Here is a 17,356-nt window from a genome sequence, read left to right as displayed (position 1 = left end):
TTCCGCCAGGGCTTGTTCCGCCGGGGCTTACTCCGCCGCCCGGTCCGTCATATAGCTCTTCCAGATGTCCAGGGGGTAGGCGTCGCCCGAGGTGTCGGTGGCTTCCCCGCCCATCCCCTTGAGCGGCATCAGCTCCTGCGACTTGGGGTCCACCCGGGACAGCGAGACCGCCGTCGACAGCTTCTTGGTGTAGCCGACGAACCAGGCGGAGTTGCCGTCCTGCGCCGTGCCCGCCTTACCGGCCACCTCACCACCGGCCGCGGCGGCTCCGTGCGCCGCGCCGTCCGGGCTCTGGACGGCGCCCCGCAGCGCCTCGTCCACCTGCGCCGCGACCGTCGTGCTGAAGGCCCGCTTGGCGCTGTCCTTGCGCAGTTCGAGGCGCTGCCCGCCGTGGGTGAGCCCGCTCACCGAGTACGGCGCGTAGTGGGTGCCCTCGGCGGCGAACGTCCCGTAGGCGCTGGCCATACGGATCGAGCTGGGCGTCGCGGTGCCGAGCGAGAACGCGGGCACCCGCGCCCCGAAGCTGCTGGGCAGCAGCCCCGCGTCGATGGACGCCTGCCGGACCCGGTCCAGGCCGACGTCCATGCCAAGCTGGATCATCGGGGTGTTGATGGACCGCACGATCGCCTGGCGCAGGGAGACCTGCCCATAGGAGGCGTCACCGTCGTTGCCGGCCCGCACGATCTTGCCGCTGCGGTCCCAGTACGGCCCCTCGGGCGTATGCACCGCGATCTTGTTGTCGCCGTTGTAGAGCGTCGAGGGCGTCACGGGCGTCCGCTCCCCGTTGCGCTTCAGCAGAACGCCGTCGCGCAGCGCGGCGGCGTAGACGAAGGGGGTGAAGGAGGTGCCGGCCGGGACGTTGGAGGCGTTCGCGTCGTTGAATCCCTGCTCCAGATAGCCGGGGCCGCCGTACAGCGCGCGTATCGCGCCCCCGGGAGCCACCGAGGCTGCGCCGATCCGCACATGGCGGTCCTCGGGGCGCTGCTCGGGATCGAGCGTGTCCCGGGTCTTCTTCACCGCCTTGGCGAGCGCCTGGACCTTCGGCTTCTCGAAGGTGGTGTGAATCTGATAGCCGCCCAGGTCGAAATCGGCGGCGGATATCTCGGTATGGGAGCTCACATACGCCTTGGCCGTCTCGACCAGATAGCCGACCTGACCGGTGAGCCCGGCCGGCTTGGGCGGCGCCTTGGGCTCGGGGAACGACGTATAGCGGGCCCGCTCGGACCGGGAGAGCTTTCCGATGTCGACCATCCGGTCCAGCACCCACTTCCAGCGGTCGACGGCCCGCTTGTGGTTCTTGGCGCTGAGCGTCGGATCGATTGTCCCGGCACCCTTGAGCAGCGAGGCGAGCAACGCGCCCTCGCTCGCGTTGAGTTCCGAGACGTCCTTGCCGTAGTACGCGTACGCCGCCCGCTGAATGCCGTAACTGCCGCGCCCGAACCAGCTGGTGTTCAGATAGCGCTGAAGGATCTCCCGCTTGCTCATCCGGTCGTCCAGCTTGATGGCCATGAACATCTCGGTGAGCTTGCGGGAAAATGTCTGGCGCTGATTCAGATAGGCATTCTTCACATACTGCTGGGTGATGGTGGATCCGCCCTGGGTCTCACCGCCCGTCACCATCCGCGTCACGGCGCGCATCAGCCCGCTCGGGGACACTCCGCTGTCGGAGTAGAAACTGGCGTTCTCGGCGGCGAGCACCGCCCACTGGACATCCTGCGGCACCTTGCCCAGCGGCACCTCCTGCCGGTTGACCGGACCGGTGCGGGCCATCTCGGTGCCGTCGGCCCAGTAGTAGACGTTGTCCTGCTGGGTGGCGAAGTCGTTCAGGTTCTTGGGTATGTCGGTCTGCAGATACAGATAGCTCAGCAGACCGGTCAGCGAGCCGAGGCAGAACAGGAAGAACAGGGTGATCTGACGCCACGTCGGCAGCCATCGCCCCACACCACGCCGCCCCGCCCGGGGGTAGTCCAGCCGGACCCGCGCGGCCGCCCAGCGACGCAGCCGCATCCCCCGGCTCCCCGAGGACGGCTTTCGGCGGTGCTTGCGGTGCTTCCCCATGGCGTTGTCACTGCTGCCCAGCACGTGTTTCCCCCACGCTCGCTCCGCGCGCGGGCGCGGCACAAAGGTGTGATCTTCCATCCCCCCGGACCAGACCGATCCTATTTTCCCCTCTGAACGTCTGTCGCCACAGGGCCCGAATTTTTTGTAACAGTGACCATATTCAGCGACACCACCCACCCGGTGACCTTTCGCACCGCCCGGACCCACCGCTGCCCGACACCCCCGCGTACGCCCCTCCGGCATGATGCCGCGAAGCTCAAATGAAGCTCTGAACCAGGGGGCCGGGGGATTCGTCCTCCTTATACGGGGTCATCACCCCGGCACGCGAGAACAACACCGCGGGGGACGCGGTACGGAACGAGGAGGGGGAGCCATGATGCGCCTCGGTACCGGAATCGGCTGGCGACCGGAGATCGCCGACGACATCGCGCGACTGCCCGGCATCGACTGGGTCGAGGTGGTGGCGGAGAACATCTGCCCCGACCATGTGCCGGACGCGCTCCGGCGGCTGCGCGAGCGCGGGACCACGGTGGTCCCGCACGGGGTGTCACTCGGCCTCGGGGGAGCCGAGCGGCCCGACCCCGGCCGCCTCCGGGCGCTGGCCGAGCGCGCCGAGGCGCTGGGCTCACCGCTGGTCACCGAACACATCGCGTTCGTCAGGGCCGGGGGGCCGCTGACCGCGTCAGCGGCCATCGAGGCCGGGCATCTGCTGCCGGTGCCACGGACCCGTGACGCGCTGGACGTGCTGTGCGAGAACGTACGCATCGCGCAGGACGCGCTGCCGGTGCCGCTCGCGGTGGAGAACATCGCGGCGCTGATCTCCTGGCCCGGCGAGGAGATGACCGAGGGCCAGTTCCTGGCCGAGCTCGTCGAGCGCACGGGGGTGCGGCTGCTCATCGACGTGGCCAATCTGCACACCAACCACGTCAACCGGGGCGAGGACCCGGCCAAGGCGCTGGACGAGCTGCCCACGTCGGCGATCGCCTACGTCCATGTGGCTGGCGGGGTCGAGAAGGACGGGGTGTGGCACGACAGCCACGCCCATCCGGTGACCCAGCCGGTGCTCGACGTCCTCGCCGAACTGTGCGCCCGTACGGCACCGCCCGGCGTACTGCTGGAGCGCGACGAGGACTTCCCGACGGCGGGGGAACTGGCGGACGAGCTGGACGCGATCCGTGGGGTGACGGCGGCGGGGGCGGTGGTGGGGATGGCGGAAGAGGCTGCCGCCGCGGTGACGGCCTCGGCCTCCGTCTCGGCCTCCGTAAGGCCCTCCGCCGCGCCCGAGGCTCCCGTGCCGGACGCCGTCCGTGAACGGCTGGCGCTCGCCCAGACCTCGCTGCTGTCCGCGCTGGTCGGGGGCACGCCGCCGCCCGAGGGCTTCGATCGGCGGCGGCTGCGGGTGCAGAGCGCGGCGCTGACGGCCAAGCGGGCGTCCGTGGTCGCCAAGGTGGCCCCGGAGCTGCCGGAGATCCTGGGCACCGGCTACCGCCCGGCGTTCGCGCGGTACGCCGACGGCCGCCCGATGACCGGCGGCTACCGCCGCGACGCGCTGGCGTTCGCCGAACATCTGCTGGCGGACAGGCGGCCCGACGACCCGGCGGCTCGGCGCCGTCTGACGCTGTGGTGGCAGGAGCGGTCCGGGCCCGCGCCCCTGGCGTCCCATCCGGCGGCGCGGCTGGCCCGCCGGGTCCGGCTCGCGCTGAGCGGGCGGCGAGCGGCATGAGCGCGGCGGTGATCCTGGTGTACGTGGCCGTCGCGCTGTCGTCGGTGGTACTCATCACCGGCACGGTCCGGGCCCGGCGCGGGGCGGCCGTGGGGCCGGTGGACGCCCGGGCGTACGACCTGCTGGAGGCCGCCTTCCTGGCGGGCGGGCCGGGCCGGATGGCGGACACCGTGATCAGCACGATGTACGCGGACGGGCGGCTGGCGATCGGCGGCCCCGGAGTGGTCTCGGTGCGGCAGCCGATCGCGCGCGGCCCGGTCGAGGAGGACCTGCTGCGGCTGTGCGCCCGCTCCCCGCACGGCGCCCTGAAGTGGCTGCGCCGGGAGTTGATGCGCAGTGCGGCGGTGCAGGCGATCGGCGACCGGCTGGCGGAGCGTGGGCTGATGGTGCGGCCGGACGCCCTCCGGCTCTGGCGGGGCGCGGCACGGGCGCAGAACACGCTCTGCGCGGTGGGCATGTTCCTGGGCATCATGATGAGCGTCGGCTCCATCGCCGACGGCGGACTTCCGCTGATCTTCGCGATCGCCCCCGCGCTCTTCACCGGCCTCCTCATCGGCGGAATCTGCGCCGGTGCGGCCAAGCGCCGGCTGACCGCCGCCGGGAAGCGGGCGCTGGCGGCGTACCGGAGGGAGTCGGGGGTCGGCGAACGGCGGCACGCCCTGTCCGTCGGCCATCCGGCGACGGTCCCCGTCACGGTCGTCGTCGCGCTGACCGGGGCGGCCGCCCTGACGGACGATCCGCTGCTGCGGAAGCAACTGCTGGACGCGCAGAAGGTGCCGGGCGGATCGGGGTCGTCGACCGACTCCGGGTCTTCGGGTGCCTCGGACTCCGGCGGCGGATCGTGGTGCGGCGGGGGCGGCTCCGGCTGCGGAGGCTCCTCGTGCGGCGGCTCGTCCTGCGGCGGAGGCGGGGGCGGCTCGTCCTGCGGCGGAGGCGGGGGCGGCTCGTCCTGCGGCGGGGGCGGCGGCTGCGGTGGTGGTGGTGGGGGCGGCTGCGGTGGTGGTGGGGGCGGCGGCTGCGGGGGCGGCTGAGCCGCCACACCACGGGCCGGATTGCCGCCAGGAGGTCCGGGCCCGGGAGGGCCAGGAGGTCCGGCAGGGCCCGCCTCGCACCACGATCGGCGGGCGCCGGGAACGGGCGGCCGACCCCAGCCCGACCGGGCCGAGCAGCAACCCGGTGCAACCGCCCAGCCCCCAGTGCCGACAACCATCACGCACACCACCACCAGAGGGCCCCAGGTGCGGACGGCCGGGCCGAGACCCGATGAAACCGCCCAGCCCCGGTGCCGATGACGATCCCACGCCCACGAGCAGCGGGCGCCGGGTGCGGGCGGTCAACCGTAGCTCTGCCGGGCCGAGCAGCAACCCAGTACAACCGCCCGGCCCCGGTGCCGCTGCCGATCGGTGAGGCGTCCTCACCGATCCGCAGCGGCTCGGGCGCCGCGTCCCGCACCGCCGTGGCCGTGCGGGTCGCGGGTGATCGGTCGCGGCCCTCGGGCAGGCCGTGCGGATCGCGCGCGACCGGTCGCGGTCCTCGATCAGGGCGAGCCGCGCCCGGGCGAGTCGTTCACATCGTGAAAACCGTGGCGCGACAGCGGTCGGGTCCAGTAGAACTCGGCCATGTTGTGGGTCCTTTTCCTGCTCGTCGCGTGGGGCGCGGCGGTTGTCAGTTGCACGCGTCTGTGCCTGGCGGCGGTCGCCGCCGCCCAGCCGATGGACCCTGATCCGGCGGCGGATGCGAAGGGCCTGAGCCTGTACGAGGCGGCGTTTCTGTCCGGCGGTCCGCGGCGGGTGGGCGAGCTGGTCCTCGTCACGATGTACCGCGAGCGCCGGCTGCTGCTCGCCCACACCGGCTGGGTCACCGTCGTGGTCCCGGACGGGCGGGACGAGCTGGAGCGGTCCGTGATCACCGCGATAGGACCGGAGGGCCAGTCCCCGGTGCGGCCGGTGCGGGCCGCGCTCGCCACCGCCGCCCCGGTGCGGGCGCTGGGCGACCGGCTGGTGGCGGCGGGGCTCGCGGTGCCCGCCTCTGCGCGTACGAACGTGGCGGTCGCGGTGCGGCATGTGCGGGCGGCCTGCGCACTGGTTCTGGCGACGGCGGCAGCCGCGCTGCTGCTGGTGCCGCCCGCGGCGGGGCGCGGTCCGGTGGCCTCGTGGTTCATGCTGCCCCTGCTGCTGACGGTGAGCTGTCTGCTGATCGCCCGGGTCGAGGCGCATCCGTACTCACGGTGGGCCTCCCCCGCCGGTCAGCGGCTGCTGGGCCGGATCGACGTGCCCCCGCGGCGGACCCTCGCCCAGCGCTCCGGCGGCGGCCCGGACGGCGGTGACGACGACGGCGAGGTGCTCACCGCGCTCGCGGTGCACGGCACCGCCGCCCTCCCCGACCGGGCGCTGCGCGCGGCGCTGAAGGGGCATTGGGGTCATTGACCCCGACACCGCGGCCCGGTGCTTTACATGGTCATCCGCCGCGCCAAATATCCCTTTCATCGCGCGATGCACGAAGGGATGGCCAGTGAGAGCAGCAGCGCTGTACGGCATCCTCGGCCCGCTGTCCCTGTCGCTGGCCATGAGCGCACTGCTCGCGACGCCCGCCACCGGCCGCCCGCTCGCCGCGTCCACCGCCCGCGCCGCCACGACGGCCACCGCGTCCAACCGGTCCGCCCCGGCCCCGGCCGGTGCGGCGGGCGCGCCACTTACCGGCCCGGCCTCCCCCACCGCCCCTTCGGCCTCCGCCGCGCCCGTCGCCCCCGCCGCGCCCGCCTGGAGCTCCTGGTCCGGCTCGCCCGCCTCGGTCGCCACGGCCGCCGCCCCGCCCGGTGACGCGGCCGCGGCCCGCGGGGTGGCGCTCGCCGCCCGGCGCGCGGCGGAGCGGGGCATCGGCTTCCGCCGCTGCCCCCGCGCCGAGGCCCTGGCCGCCCCCATCACCTGCGGAAAGGTCTCCGTCCCGCTCGACTACGCCCGTCCCGGCGGCAAGCACATCGCCCTCACCGTCAGCCGGATCCGGGCCACCGGCCCCAAGGCCCGGCGTCAGGGGGCGCTGGTCTACAACCCCGGCGGACCGGGCGCCTCCGGTATGGCGTTCCCCGAGTACGCGGCCGAGGTGGCCTTCCGCCGCGTGGCCGCCGCCTACGACTTCGTCGGCTACGCCCCACGGGGCGTGGGCCGTTCAGCCCCGCTGTCCTGCCAGCGGCCGTCGGCCTACGCCAAGGCGCCGACCAGCTCCCCGCCGCACCCCACCGCCGCCTTCAAACGGCGGCTGGTGGCGCGGGCGCGCGCCTATGTGCGGGGCTGTGTGCGCCGCGCGGGCAGCGCGCTCGCGCACTACACCACGCTGAACAACGCCCGCGATCTGGAGGTGCTGCGCGCGGCGCTGGGCCAGCGGCGGCTCACCTTCGTGGGCGCCTCGTACGGCACGTACTACGGGGCCGTCTACGCCACGCTCTTCCCGGGGCGGGTGCGCCGGATGGTCTTCGACAGCGTGGTCAACCCCGCCCCCTGGCGGATCTGGTACCGCGACAACCTCGACCAGTCGGTCTCCTTCGAGCGGCGCTGGCGGGACTGGCGCCGCTGGGTCGCCCGGCACCACGCCGTCTACCACCTGGGCACCACCGCGGATCGGGTGCTCGCCTCGTACGAGAAGGCGCGGCGGCGGGTGGGGCACAAGCCGGCGGGCGGGGTCGTCGGCACCGCCCAGCTCCAGAGCGCGTACCTGCGGACCGGCTACAACGACGCCTACTGGGATCCGGCCGCCCGGGCGCTGGCCGCCTATCTGCACGGTGACCCCGAGCCGCTGATCGCGCTCGCCGCGCCCGATCCGGCGCAGGCGGCCGACGACGAGAACGGCAACGCCGTCTACACCGCCGTGGAGTGCAACGACGCACCCTGGCCGCGCACCTGGGCCACCTGGAACCGCGACAACACCGCCCTCGCCCGCCGCGCGCCCTTCGAGACCTGGGACAACGTGGCGATGAACCTGCCGTGCGCCTTCTGGCCGCTGAAGCCCGGCCGCCCCCTCGACGTAGGGAACTTGGAGGCCGTGGGTCCCCGGACGGGGCGGGTCGCGCTGCCGCCGGTGCTGCTGCTGTCGGCGGAGCGGGACGCGGCCACCCCGTACGCGGGGGCGAAGGAGCTGTGGCACCGGCTGCCGGGCTCCTCGCTGGTGACCGAGCGGAAGGCGGGCACCCACGGGGTGTGGGGCGGGCCGAACGACTGCGTCAACCGCCATGTGGACACGTATCTGCTGACCGGGAGGACGCCGGGCCGGTCCGCCTCCTGCGCCCCGCGCCCGGAGCCCGCACCGCTTCCGGCCCCGGCCCCGCTGCCCGACTCGGGCAAGCAGCCGGCCGCGATCCCGGGCACGCCGTAAGAGACCGCAAGAGGCCGTAAGAGGACACGGGGCCCGTGCGGGACGACCGTAAGGCCGTCCCGACCGCCATAACCGCCATAACCGCCCTAAGGGGGACCGCCGTAAGGCCGTCAGGCCAGGCCGGCGACGAGCTCGGAGACCGCCTTGCGCCGCCCGGTGTAGAACGGCACCTCCTCGCGCACATGACGACGCGCCTCGGAGGCGCGCAGATGGCGCATCAGGTCGACGATCCGGTGCAGCTCGTCCGCCTCGAAGGCCAGGATCCACTCGTAGTCGCCGAGCGAGAAGGACGCGACCGTGTTGGCACGCACATCGGGGTAGCCGCGCGCCATCTTGCCGTGGTCCGCGAGCATCCGGCGGCGGTCCTCGTCGGGCAGCAGGTACCACTCATAGGAGCGGACGAACGGGTACACGCTGACGTAGTCACGCGGGTTCTCGTCCGCGAGGAACGCCGGGATGTGGGCCTTGTTGAACTCGGCCGGGCGGTGCAGCGCCATGTTGGACCACACCGGCTCCAGGGCGCGCCCCAGCCGGGTGCGGCGGAAGAGGTTGTACGCCTCCTGGAGGGCGTCGGAGGTCTCCGAGTGCCACCAGATCATGATGTCCGCGTCGGCGCGCAGCCCGGACACGTCGTAGGTGCCGCGCACGGTGACGTCCTTGGCGGCGAGCTGGGAGAAGAGCTCCTCGACCTCGTCGGCGTAGCCGGTGCGGTCCTCCGGCAGCACATCGCGCAGCCGGAACACCGACCACAGGGTGTAGCGGATGACCTCGTTGAGGTCCTTGGCCTTCTTACCGGCGTTGGGAGTCTTCTCAGGTGCAGCAGTCATGGCCCTATTCTCGCTCGCCGGCTCCGGAGCCCGGCTCCAGGGTGGCCGCCATGGCGCCCAGCAGCTCGTCGGCCGCCTTACGGGCGCTGCCGACGCACGCCGGGATGCCCACCCCGTCGTAGAGCGCGCCGCACACCCCCAGCCCCGGCACCTTGGCGACCTCGGCGCGGATGCGGGCCACCCGGTCGAGATGGCCCACCGGGTACTGCGGCAGTCCACCGTCCCAGCGGTCCACCCGGCTCGCGACGGGCCGGGCCGTCAGGCCGACGGCCTCGCCGAGATCGGCGAGCGACATCCTTACCAGGTCGGGGTCGTCCCGCTTCAGATCCACCTCGTCGTCAAACCGCCCGATCGAGGTACGCAGCACGAAGAGATCGGGCCCGGCGTCCCGCAGCCAGCCCCACTTGCGGCTGGAGAACGTCGCCGCCTTGATCGTCCGGCCGTCGACCGGCGGCACCAGGAAGCCGCTCCGCTCAGCGAGCGCGTCCACGCCGGTGAGCGCGTCGCGCCGGAAGGCCATGGTGACCAGCGCCATCGAGGCGTAGTCGACGGTGGCCAGCTCGGTGGAGGCGGCCGGGGCCTCGGCGGCCAGCAGCCGGGCGGCGGCGGGCGCGGGGACCGCCAGCACGACGGCGTCGGCCGTCACCACCGGCGGGCCGTCCGTGCCGTCCGTGCCGTCCGTGCCGTCCGTGCCGTCCGTGCCGTCCACGGCGAGGGTCCAGCCGTCGGCGGTGCGCCGCAGCTCCCGTACGGTCGCCCCGGTGCGGATCTCGCCGCCGGCGGCCCGTACGGCGTCGGCGACCGCGAGCGGCAGTCGGCCGATCCCGCCGTCGATGCCCATGAACACCGGGCCGTCCTGCCGTCGCGCGGCGCGCTCGGCCAGCTCCCGGACGCCCTCGGTCAGCGGGCCGCCGGAGCGGGCCACCTCGAAGAGGGTGGGGACCGAGGCGCGCATCGAGGTGCGGTACACATCGCCCGCGTACACCCCGCCCAGCAGCGGTTCGACCAGCCGGTCCACGACCTCGCGGCCGAGTCGAGCCGCGAGGTACTCGCCGAGCGCCACGTCCTCGCCGACCGGGGTGGGCGGCAGCTCCCGGTCGCGGGCGATCCGGTCCAGCCCCTCCTCCGAGATCACCCCGGAGGAGGCCAGCGGCGCCAGATCGCCGGGAACGCCCATCACATGCCCCTTGGGCATCGGGCGCAGTCCGCCGCGCGTCCAGAGGGAGGCGGTCGCGGTCGCGGGCGGCTGCAGCCGGTCGCCGAGGCCCACGGCGCGCGCCAGCTCGACGCCTTCCGGACGGCGGGCGAGCATCGACTCGGCCCCGAGGTCGACCGGTACGCCCTCGATCTCCCCCGCGCGCAGCTTGCCGCCGAGCCGCCCCGACGCCTCCAGGAGCGTCACCCGCGCCCCGCCGTCCAGCAGCCGGTGAGCCGCCGCGAGGCCCGCGATTCCGCCGCCGATGACCACGACATGGCCGGTGCGTCCCGTCCTCGGGGAGTTCGCCGCTCTCATGCCCCCACTCTCTCACCCGCCCCCAGGGCGTGATGTGCCGAGGCCGTCGCCAGATCGGCCTCGATCCGGGCCGCGGTGGCGCGCAGCGCCGGGAGGAGTTCGCGGCGGGCGCTCTCGGCGGTGCCGTGGCCGGCGTGGGTCGCCACGTTGAGCGCGGCCACCACCCGTCCGCGCGCGTCCCTTACGGGCACGGCGAGCGACCGCAGCCCCTCCTCCAGCTCCTGGTCGACCAGGGCGTGCCCCTCCGCCGCCGCGCGCTCCACCACGCGCGCCAGCTCGGGCACGTCGGTCACGGTGTGCCGGGTCAGCGGCCGGGGCCGCACCCCGGCGAGATGGGCGGCACGGGCCTCGGCGTCCAGGCCCGCGAGCAGCACCCGGCCCATGGAGGTCGCGTAGGCGGGGAAGCGGGTGCCGATGGTGATGTTGACGCTCATGATGCGGACGGTGGGGACGCGCGCGATATAGCGGATGTCGCCGCCGTCGAGGACGGCCAGGGAGGCCGACTCATGGACGGTGCGGACCAGTTCGCGCATATGCGGCTGGGCGATATCGGTGAAGCCGAGCTCGGCGAGGGGGGCGTAGCCGAGCTCCAGCACGCGCGGCAGCGGCCGGAAGACCCGGCCGTCGGCCTCCACATACCCCAGCTCGACCAGGGTCAGCAGCGAGCGCCGGGCGGTGGCCCGCGCCAGCCCGGTGGCCTCCGCGACGGCGCTGAGCGTCATTCCTCCGCCCCGGCCGCCGCCCGCCGTGACGGTCTCGCCCTGGCCCGCGCCCTCCGCCCCGCCCAGTGCCCGCAGCACGGCCAATCCGCGCGCGAGCGACTGCAGGAACCCCGCTCCCAGCTCCCGCTTGGCCATCCGCGCGGGGTCCTCGCCCAGGGCCGTCGGCGCCCCGCCCGGGGTGCCCCACGCACGCTCGGCGGCGGGGCGTGGCCGCCCCCGCCCGGCCGCAGCCGCCAAAGCCGCCTCCATCGCCGGTACTTGCGCACTCAGCGGCCCCAGCACCGCCGCCCGCAGCGAGTCCACGTCATGGCGGCTGGTGTGGCTGACCACGTTGACCGCGCAGGCGATCCGGCCCAAGGCGTCCCGTACCGGAACGGAGACCGCCACCAGGCCCGGCTCGATCAGCTGGTCGTCGGTGGCCCAGCCGTCGCGGGCGGCCTCCTTGACGCGGGCCTCGAAGTCGCCGCCGGAGGCGGGCCGGAGGCGCGGCGGGACGGCGGGGAAGGAGGTGTCCAGAGGGTCCTCGGCGCGGCGGGCGCGCCAGGCGGCCCAGCCGGACCCGGACCACTCGGCGGCGAAGAGCGCGCCGGGGGAACAGCGCTCGGCGGGGAGCAGATCGCCGATGCGGAAGGCGAGGGACATGGTGCGGCGGCGGGTCATCTGGACGACGAAGCGCACCCCGTCGCCGTCGGGGACGGCGACCGAGACCGACTCGTCGAGCCCGTCCGCGAGCCGCTCGGCGAACGGGCCGAGCGCGGCGGGCAGCCCGCTCGCGGCCAGATACGCGTTGCCCAGCTCCATCAGCCGGACCGACAGGCCGATATCGCGCCCGTCGAGCGTCACATATCCGAGCTGTTCGAGGGTGCCCACCACGCGGTCGACCACGGACCGGGCGAGCCCCGTGCCGCGGACGAGGTCGCCGGGGCGGACCGTCGTCCGCCCCTCGTGCGCGGCCAGCCGGGTCAGCTCGCGCAGCACGGCGAGGCCGCGCTCGAGAGGCCCGACGGGGCCATTGACAGGTGGTGGCACCGGGCTGAGACTCATCACCAGTCAATTATGAACGAAGTTTCACTCAGCGAACAAGTGGCGAGCCGCATGGACCACCACAGCGAGGGGACGATGTGATGCGCACGACCGTCGGCATCATCGGCGGCGGACCCGCCGGACTGCTGCTCGCCCGTCTGCTGCACCGCGCCGGGATCGACTGCGTGGTGCTGGAGAGCCGGGACCGGGCGTATGCCGAGCGGCGCCAGCGGGCCGGGATCCTGGAGCAGGGCACCGTGGATGTGCTGCGGGAGTGCGGCGCCGGCGGGCGCCTGGACCGCGAGGGGCTGCCCCACCAGGGCATCGAGCTGCGCTTCGAGGGCCGTGGCCACCGCGTGGACTTCCCCTCCGCCACCGGCGGCAAGTCGGTGATGGTCTACGCCCAGACCGAGATCGTGAAGGACCTGATCGCGCTTCAGCTCGAGGAGCCCGGCGGTCCGCCGCTGCTGTTCGAGGCCGAGGCGCTGGCCATCGAGAAGCCGGACTCCGCCGCGCCCGTCATCCGCTTCCGCCACCAAGGCCGCGAGCAGACCCTCAGCTGCGACTACGTGGCGGGCTGCGACGGCTTCCACGGCATCGCCCGGCGCGCGCTCCCCGCCGACCGGGTCCGCACCTTCGAGCACACCTACCCCTACTCCTGGCTCGGCGTGCTGGCCGATGTGGCGCCGTCCTGCGAGGAGTTGATCTACGCCCGCCATCAGCGCGGCTTCGCCCTGCACAGCATGCGCTCCCCCCAGGTCTCCCGGCTCTACCTCCAGGTGCCGAACGACACCGATCCGGCCGACTGGTCCCATGAGCGGATCTGGGACGAACTGTCGGCCCGTTTCGCGCTCGACGGGGACCGGACGCTGGAGCGCGGCCCGATCACCGCCACCTCACTCACCCCGATGCGCAGCTTCGTCCAGGAGCCGATGCGCCACGGCCGGCTGTTCCTGGCGGGCGACGCGACGCATATCGTGCCGCCCACCGGCGCCAAGGGGCTCAATCTGGCCGTCACCGACGTGATCACTTTGGCCCGTGCGCTGATCCACCACCAGGAGACCGGCTCCCCCGAGCTGCTGGACGGCTATTCGCAGACCTGTCTGCGCCGGGTGTGGCAGGCCGAGCGGTTCTCGTACTTCATGACGGACACGCTCCACCGCCGCCCGGACGAGAGCCCGTTCGAGGACCGGGTGCGGCTCGCACGGCTGGAGCGGATCGCTTCCTCCCCCACCGCCTCCGCCGAACTCGCCGAGAACTACGTCGGCCTCCCGCTGTCATGACGGCCCCGGGCCCGCTCACCCCCATGAGCCCACCGGGCTCCCGCGCCGCCGGCAGCCCGGACGCGGGCCGCTCGGTCGCCGGCCGGATGCTGGCGGTCCTCGACGCGTTCGACGCCTCGCACCGCTCGCTGTCCCTCACCGCCCTCGCCCGGCGCGCCGGGCTGCCACTGGCCACCGCGCACCGGCTGGTCGCCTCGCTCACCCGCTGGGGCGCCCTGGAGCGCGACGCCACCGGGGCGTACCACATCGGGCTGCGGCTGTGGGAGGTGGCGACGCTCTCACCGCGCGGGGTCGGGGTGCGCGAGGCGGCGCTGCCGTTCATGGAGGATCTGTACGAGGCCACCCACGAGAACGTCCAGCTCGCCGTGCGGGACGGCCTGGAGGTGGTCTATGTCGAGCTGATCTCGGGACACTCGGCGGTCCAGGTGCGCACCCGGGTCGGCAGCCGCTGGCCGCTGCACGCGACCGGCGTCGGGTTGGTGCTGCTCGCGTACGGGCCGCCACGGCTGTACGAGCGGGTGTGCGCCCGCCCGCTGCGCCGCTACACCGAGCTGACCATCCAGGACCCGCACCGGCTGCGGGCCGCCCTCGCCGAGGTGCGGCGCACCGGGATCGCGGTCAGCGACCGGCAGATCACCATGGACGGGCTGTCCATCGCCGCCCCGGTGCGCGGACCGCGCGGGGAGGTGGTGGCCTCGCTTTCGGTGGTGGTGCCGGCCGCGGAGGGGCGGGCCCCCGGGCTGATCCCGGCCGTACGGGTCGCCGCCCACGGCATCTCCCGTACCCTCGCCGCCGCCCTGGGGCAAGAGCCCGTCGCGGAGGCTTCCGGTCGGTGAAAGACCCCGGAACGCGCCTTGCCGCGGCCGGTATTCGGCCACATCCTGTGTGGCACATACCGCGCTGCCGAGCCTGAACGCCCAGGCCCGAAGGGGGACATGGAGACATGCCCGAAGTGACCGCAGAGCCCACCGCGCAGGGGCGGGAGGCGCCTCGGGGCGGCTGGCAGCCGTACCACACCCTGTGGGCCATGCTGCTGGGCGGCTGGCTCTTCTCGTACGCCGACCGCACCATCACCGGCCCGGTCGTCACCTGGCTGATCGAGAACGACCACGCCATGCTGGGCTCCGCCAGCCATCCGCACGCGCTCGGCGGCCTGATCGGCAGCCTCTTCTTCGCGGGCTACATGCTGACCCAGTTCCCCGGCGGCTATCTCGGCGACCGCTTCGGGCACCGCACCATGCTCGCGGTCTCGCTGCTGTGGGCGGGGGTCGCGACCCTCGCCAGCGGCCTGATGACCGGGCTGATCGCCTTCGTCGTGCTACGGGTGCTGACGGGCCTCGGCGAGGGCGTCTTCTACTCCAACGACCGCTCGCTGATCGCCCAGCGCACCCCGCCCGCCAAGGCCGGTCTGGGCATGGGCGTCGCCATCACCGGACTGGCCATCGGGCTGACGGTAGCGACCATCAGCGCGCCGTATCTGATCGACTGGGGCGGGGAGGTGCTCGGCGAGGAGGACGCCTGGCGGATGCCGTTCCTGGTGCTGGGCGGTGCGACGCTGGCCTTCGGCTGGGTCACGGCGGTCTATATGCGCCGCATCGGCGGTCCGCTCAAGGCCACCGGCTCCACCCTGCGGCTGCTGGGGATCTCGGCGGTGCTGTGCGCCGCGGTCATGGCGGTCTATCTGATCGCCGACGGGGCGGGGATGCCGAGCTGGGGCGTGGCCGTCCTGGAGTGCGTACTGGCGTTCCTGCTCATCGGGGCCATCTTCGCCCGGCGGAGCGGCAAACTGGGCTCGGTCTCCCGGAACCGCAATGTGCTGCTGCTCAGCTTCGCCTTCATCGCGGTCATGTGGAATCTGTGGTTCTTCAGCTTCTGGTCGGTGTCGATCGTCGCGGACGCCGCCCACAGCTCCTTCCAGAACGCCGCGCTGGTGGCCACCTTCAACGCGGGCGCGGGCATCCTCGGCTTCCCGGCCGGAGGCATGCTCTCGGACCGGGCGAAGGCCCGGGGCTGGGGGCGGCGGCCGCTGCTGATCGCGTTCACCGTGGTCCAGGGCGTGCTGGTGCTGGTGTTCGCCGCCTATCTGCAGACCAATGAGAAGCCCTCCCTCTGGGTGATGTCCATCCTGCTCTTCGTGACCAGCCTGTTCTTCAACGCGCTCCAGCCGATGGCGCACGCGCTGCTCAACGATGTGGTCGACGCGGCCGAACGCGGCGCGGCCTTCGGCCTGTTCAACCTGGTCGGGGAGATCGGCGCGGTGGTCAGCCCGGCCCTCAGCGGCACCCTCTTCGACCACTACGGAAGCTGGACGCACGCGGTCTACATCGACGGCGCGCTGATGCTCGCCAGCGCGGGGCTGTATGTGCTGATCCGGGAGAACACCTCGCGCGCATAGGTTGGTCCCCTAAAGCCGGACATCCAGTGGCGGAGGGGCATACATGGCGGCGGCACGACGCATGGTGGTCATCGGGGGCGACGCGGCGGGCATGTCCGCCGCGTCGCGGGCGCGCAGGCTCAAGAGCCGGAGCGAGCTGGAGATCCTCGCCTTCGAGCGCGGCCAGTTCACCTCGTACTCGGCCTGCGGCATCCCGTACTGGGTCGGCGGGGTGGTGGACGGCCCCGACGAGCTCATCGCCCGTACGCCCGAGACCCACCAGGGCCGCGGGATCGACGTACGGACGCACACCGAGGTCGTCGAGATCGACCTCGCCGGCCAGCGGGTCCTGGCGCGGGACGTCGACCCGCGCGGTAACGGCGACGAGCGCTGGCACGGCTTCGACGACCTGGTCATCGCGACCGGCGCCCGGCCGCGCCGCCCCGACATGCCCGGGATCGACGCCCCCGGCGTCCACGGGGTGCAGACCCTGGACCACGGGCGAGCGCTGCTGGAGACCCTGGAGTCCACCCGGGTCGAGCGCGCGGTCGTGATCGGCGCCGGATACATCGGGGTGGAGATGGCCGAGGCGCTCGTCCAACGCGGCTGCCAGGTCACCGTCCTGGAGCGCGGTGAGCAGCCGATGTCCACGCTCGACCCCGACATGGGGCGGCTGGTGCGCGACGCGATGACAGGGCTCGGCATCGACACGGTGACCGGCGCGGAGGTCACCGAAGTGGTCACCGGGGAGGACGGCCGGGTGCGGGCCGTGGCCACCAAGGTCAGCGAATACCCCGCCGACCTCGTGGTCCTGGGCCTCGGGGTGGCCCCCGAGACCGGGCTCGCCCAGGAGGCGGGGCTGCCGGTGGGCTCCTACGGCGGGCTGCTGACCGATCTGGCCATGCGCGTGCGCGGTCACGACAACATCTGGGCGGGCGGCGACTGTGTCGAGGTCCTCGACCTGGTCTCCGGCCGCACCCGGCACATTCCGCTGGGCACCCACGCCAATAAGCACGGGCAGGTCATCGGCGCCAATGTGGGCGGCGACTACGCGACCTTCCCCGGTGTCGTCGGCACTGCTGTCAGCAAGGTCTGCGATCTGGAGATCGCCCGCACCGGGCTGCTGGAGGCCGAAGCCGCCGCCGTGGGGCTGAAGTTCGAGGCGGTCACCATCGAGTCGACCAGCAGGGCCGGGTACTACCCGGACAGTCGGCCGATGACGGTGAAGATGCTCGCCGAGCAGCGCACGGGACGGCTGCTCGGCACGCAGATCGTCGGCCGCGAGGGCGCGGGCAAGCGGGTCGACATCGCGGCGGTCGCACTGACCGCCCGGATGACGGTGGAGCAGATGACGGCGCTGGACCTGGGCTACGCCCCGCCGTTCTCCCCGGTGTGGGACCCGGTACTGGTGGCAGCACGCAAGGCGGCGGGGACCGTGAAAATCAGCCCCTCCGGCGATTGAGGA

General features: G+C 73.3%; 12 protein-coding genes. 8 read left to right on the top strand and 4 right to left on the bottom strand.

Annotation, left to right across the window (positions count from 1 at the left end; translation table 11 throughout):
• Nucleotides 1–27: 27 nt before the first annotated feature.
• Nucleotides 28–2,007, bottom strand: a complete 1,980-nt coding sequence (locus tag CGL27_RS35115; protein WP_119991820.1) for a transglycosylase domain-containing protein — start codon at nt 2,005–2,007, stop codon at nt 28–30.
• A 427-nt stretch (nt 2,008–2,434) separates the two neighbouring features.
• Between CGL27_RS35115 and CGL27_RS35110 the strand changes: the two genes are divergently transcribed.
• From CGL27_RS35110 to CGL27_RS35095, 4 genes are all read left to right on the top strand, one after another.
• Entirely contained in the window at nt 2,435–3,784 is a 1,350-nt protein-coding gene (locus CGL27_RS35110) for a DUF692 domain-containing protein (RefSeq protein ID WP_205587794.1), read from the top strand.
• Nucleotides 3,781–4,815 (top strand): TIGR04222 domain-containing membrane protein, encoded by a 1,035-nt coding sequence (locus CGL27_RS35105; protein ID WP_119991819.1) that lies wholly within the window; start codon nt 3,781–3,783, stop codon nt 4,813–4,815. Before CGL27_RS35110 ends, CGL27_RS35105 begins: the two co-directional genes overlap by 4 nt.
• 588 nt (nt 4,816–5,403) lie before the next feature.
• Nucleotides 5,404–6,210 carry a TIGR04222 domain-containing membrane protein gene (locus tag CGL27_RS35100; RefSeq protein ID WP_119991818.1) on the top strand — a complete coding sequence of 269 codons (807 nt, stop codon included), beginning with the start codon at nt 5,404–5,406 and terminating at the stop codon, nt 6,208–6,210.
• Between the two features lie 85 nt (nt 6,211–6,295).
• Nucleotides 6,296–8,149 (top strand): alpha/beta hydrolase, encoded by a 1,854-nt coding sequence (locus tag CGL27_RS35095; RefSeq protein ID WP_119991817.1) that lies wholly within the window; start codon nt 6,296–6,298, stop codon nt 8,147–8,149.
• A gap of 110 nt (nt 8,150–8,259) precedes the next feature.
• Here the strand turns inward: CGL27_RS35095 and hemQ are convergent, their stop codons facing one another.
• Genes hemQ through CGL27_RS35080 form a run of 3 tightly spaced genes read right to left on the bottom strand, consistent with a single transcriptional unit; the run spans nt 8,260 to nt 12,255 of the window.
• Complete coding sequence (gene hemQ, locus CGL27_RS35090; RefSeq protein ID WP_119991816.1) at nt 8,260–8,976, bottom strand: hydrogen peroxide-dependent heme synthase; 717 nt, start codon at nt 8,974–8,976, stop codon at nt 8,260–8,262.
• Nucleotides 8,977–8,980: 4 nt separating this feature from the next.
• Nucleotides 8,981–10,489 (bottom strand): protoporphyrinogen oxidase, encoded by a 1,509-nt coding sequence (gene hemG, locus CGL27_RS35085; protein ID WP_119991815.1) that lies wholly within the window; start codon nt 10,487–10,489, stop codon nt 8,981–8,983.
• Entirely contained in the window at nt 10,486–12,255 is a 1,770-nt protein-coding gene (locus CGL27_RS35080) for an IclR family transcriptional regulator C-terminal domain-containing protein (protein ID WP_162953136.1), read from the bottom strand. Before CGL27_RS35080 ends, hemG begins: the two co-directional genes overlap by 4 nt.
• Before the next feature lie 80 nt (nt 12,256–12,335).
• Here CGL27_RS35080 and CGL27_RS35075 point away from each other — a divergent pair, with 80 nt between their 5' ends.
• The 4 genes from CGL27_RS35075 (at nt 12,336) to CGL27_RS35060 (ending at nt 17,353) form a co-directional block, all read left to right on the top strand.
• Nucleotides 12,336–13,517 carry a 4-hydroxybenzoate 3-monooxygenase gene (locus CGL27_RS35075; RefSeq protein ID WP_119991814.1) on the top strand — a complete coding sequence of 394 codons (1,182 nt, stop codon included), beginning with the start codon at nt 12,336–12,338 and terminating at the stop codon, nt 13,515–13,517.
• Between the two features lie 23 nt (nt 13,518–13,540).
• A complete protein-coding gene (locus CGL27_RS35070; RefSeq protein ID WP_107439421.1) occupies nt 13,541–14,353 on the top strand; it encodes an IclR family transcriptional regulator in 813 nt (270 codons plus the stop codon).
• 107 nt (nt 14,354–14,460) lie between these two features.
• Nucleotides 14,461–15,912 carry an MFS transporter gene (locus CGL27_RS35065; protein WP_119991813.1) on the top strand — a complete coding sequence of 484 codons (1,452 nt, stop codon included), beginning with the start codon at nt 14,461–14,463 and terminating at the stop codon, nt 15,910–15,912.
• 43 nt (nt 15,913–15,955) lie between these two features.
• The gene (locus tag CGL27_RS35060; protein WP_119991812.1) at nt 15,956–17,353 is read left to right on the top strand and encodes an FAD-dependent oxidoreductase; all 1,398 of its coding nucleotides are present in this window, start codon (nt 15,956–15,958) and stop codon (nt 17,351–17,353) included.
• Nucleotides 17,354–17,356 lie beyond the last annotated feature (3 nt).

Source organism: Streptomyces sp. 11-1-2, from assembly GCF_003595545.1.
Taxonomy (GTDB): Bacteria; Actinomycetota; Actinomycetes; order Streptomycetales; family Streptomycetaceae; genus Streptomyces; species Streptomyces hygroscopicus_B.
Note: the sequence above shows the minus strand (reverse complement) of the source record. Positions and strands in the feature narration are given on the sequence as shown.

Bases quoted from the DNA above. Each gene is read 5' to 3' on its own strand.
- CGL27_RS35115 (WP_119991820.1), bottom strand. From the start codon at position 2,007: ATGCGGCTGCGTCGCTGGGCGGCCGCGCGGGTCCGGCTGGACTACCCC.
- CGL27_RS35110 (WP_205587794.1), top strand. From the start codon at position 2,435: ATGATGCGCCTCGGTACCGGAATCGGCTGGCGACCGGAGATCGCCGAC.
- CGL27_RS35105 (WP_119991819.1), top strand. From the start codon at position 3,781: ATGAGCGCGGCGGTGATCCTGGTGTACGTGGCCGTCGCGCTGTCGTCG.
- CGL27_RS35100 (WP_119991818.1), top strand. From the start codon at position 5,404: ATGTTGTGGGTCCTTTTCCTGCTCGTCGCGTGGGGCGCGGCGGTTGTC.
- hemQ (WP_119991816.1), bottom strand. From the start codon at position 8,976: ATGACTGCTGCACCTGAGAAGACTCCCAACGCCGGTAAGAAGGCCAAG.
- hemG (WP_119991815.1), bottom strand. From the start codon at position 10,489: ATGAGAGCGGCGAACTCCCCGAGGACGGGACGCACCGGCCATGTCGTG.
- CGL27_RS35080 (WP_162953136.1), bottom strand. From the start codon at position 12,255: ATGAGTCTCAGCCCGGTGCCACCACCTGTCAATGGCCCCGTCGGGCCT.
- CGL27_RS35075 (WP_119991814.1), top strand. From the start codon at position 12,336: ATGCGCACGACCGTCGGCATCATCGGCGGCGGACCCGCCGGACTGCTG.
- CGL27_RS35070 (WP_107439421.1), top strand. From the start codon at position 13,541: ATGAGCCCACCGGGCTCCCGCGCCGCCGGCAGCCCGGACGCGGGCCGC.
- CGL27_RS35065 (WP_119991813.1), top strand. From the start codon at position 14,461: ATGCCCGAAGTGACCGCAGAGCCCACCGCGCAGGGGCGGGAGGCGCCT.
- CGL27_RS35060 (WP_119991812.1), top strand. From the start codon at position 15,956: ATGGCGGCGGCACGACGCATGGTGGTCATCGGGGGCGACGCGGCGGGC.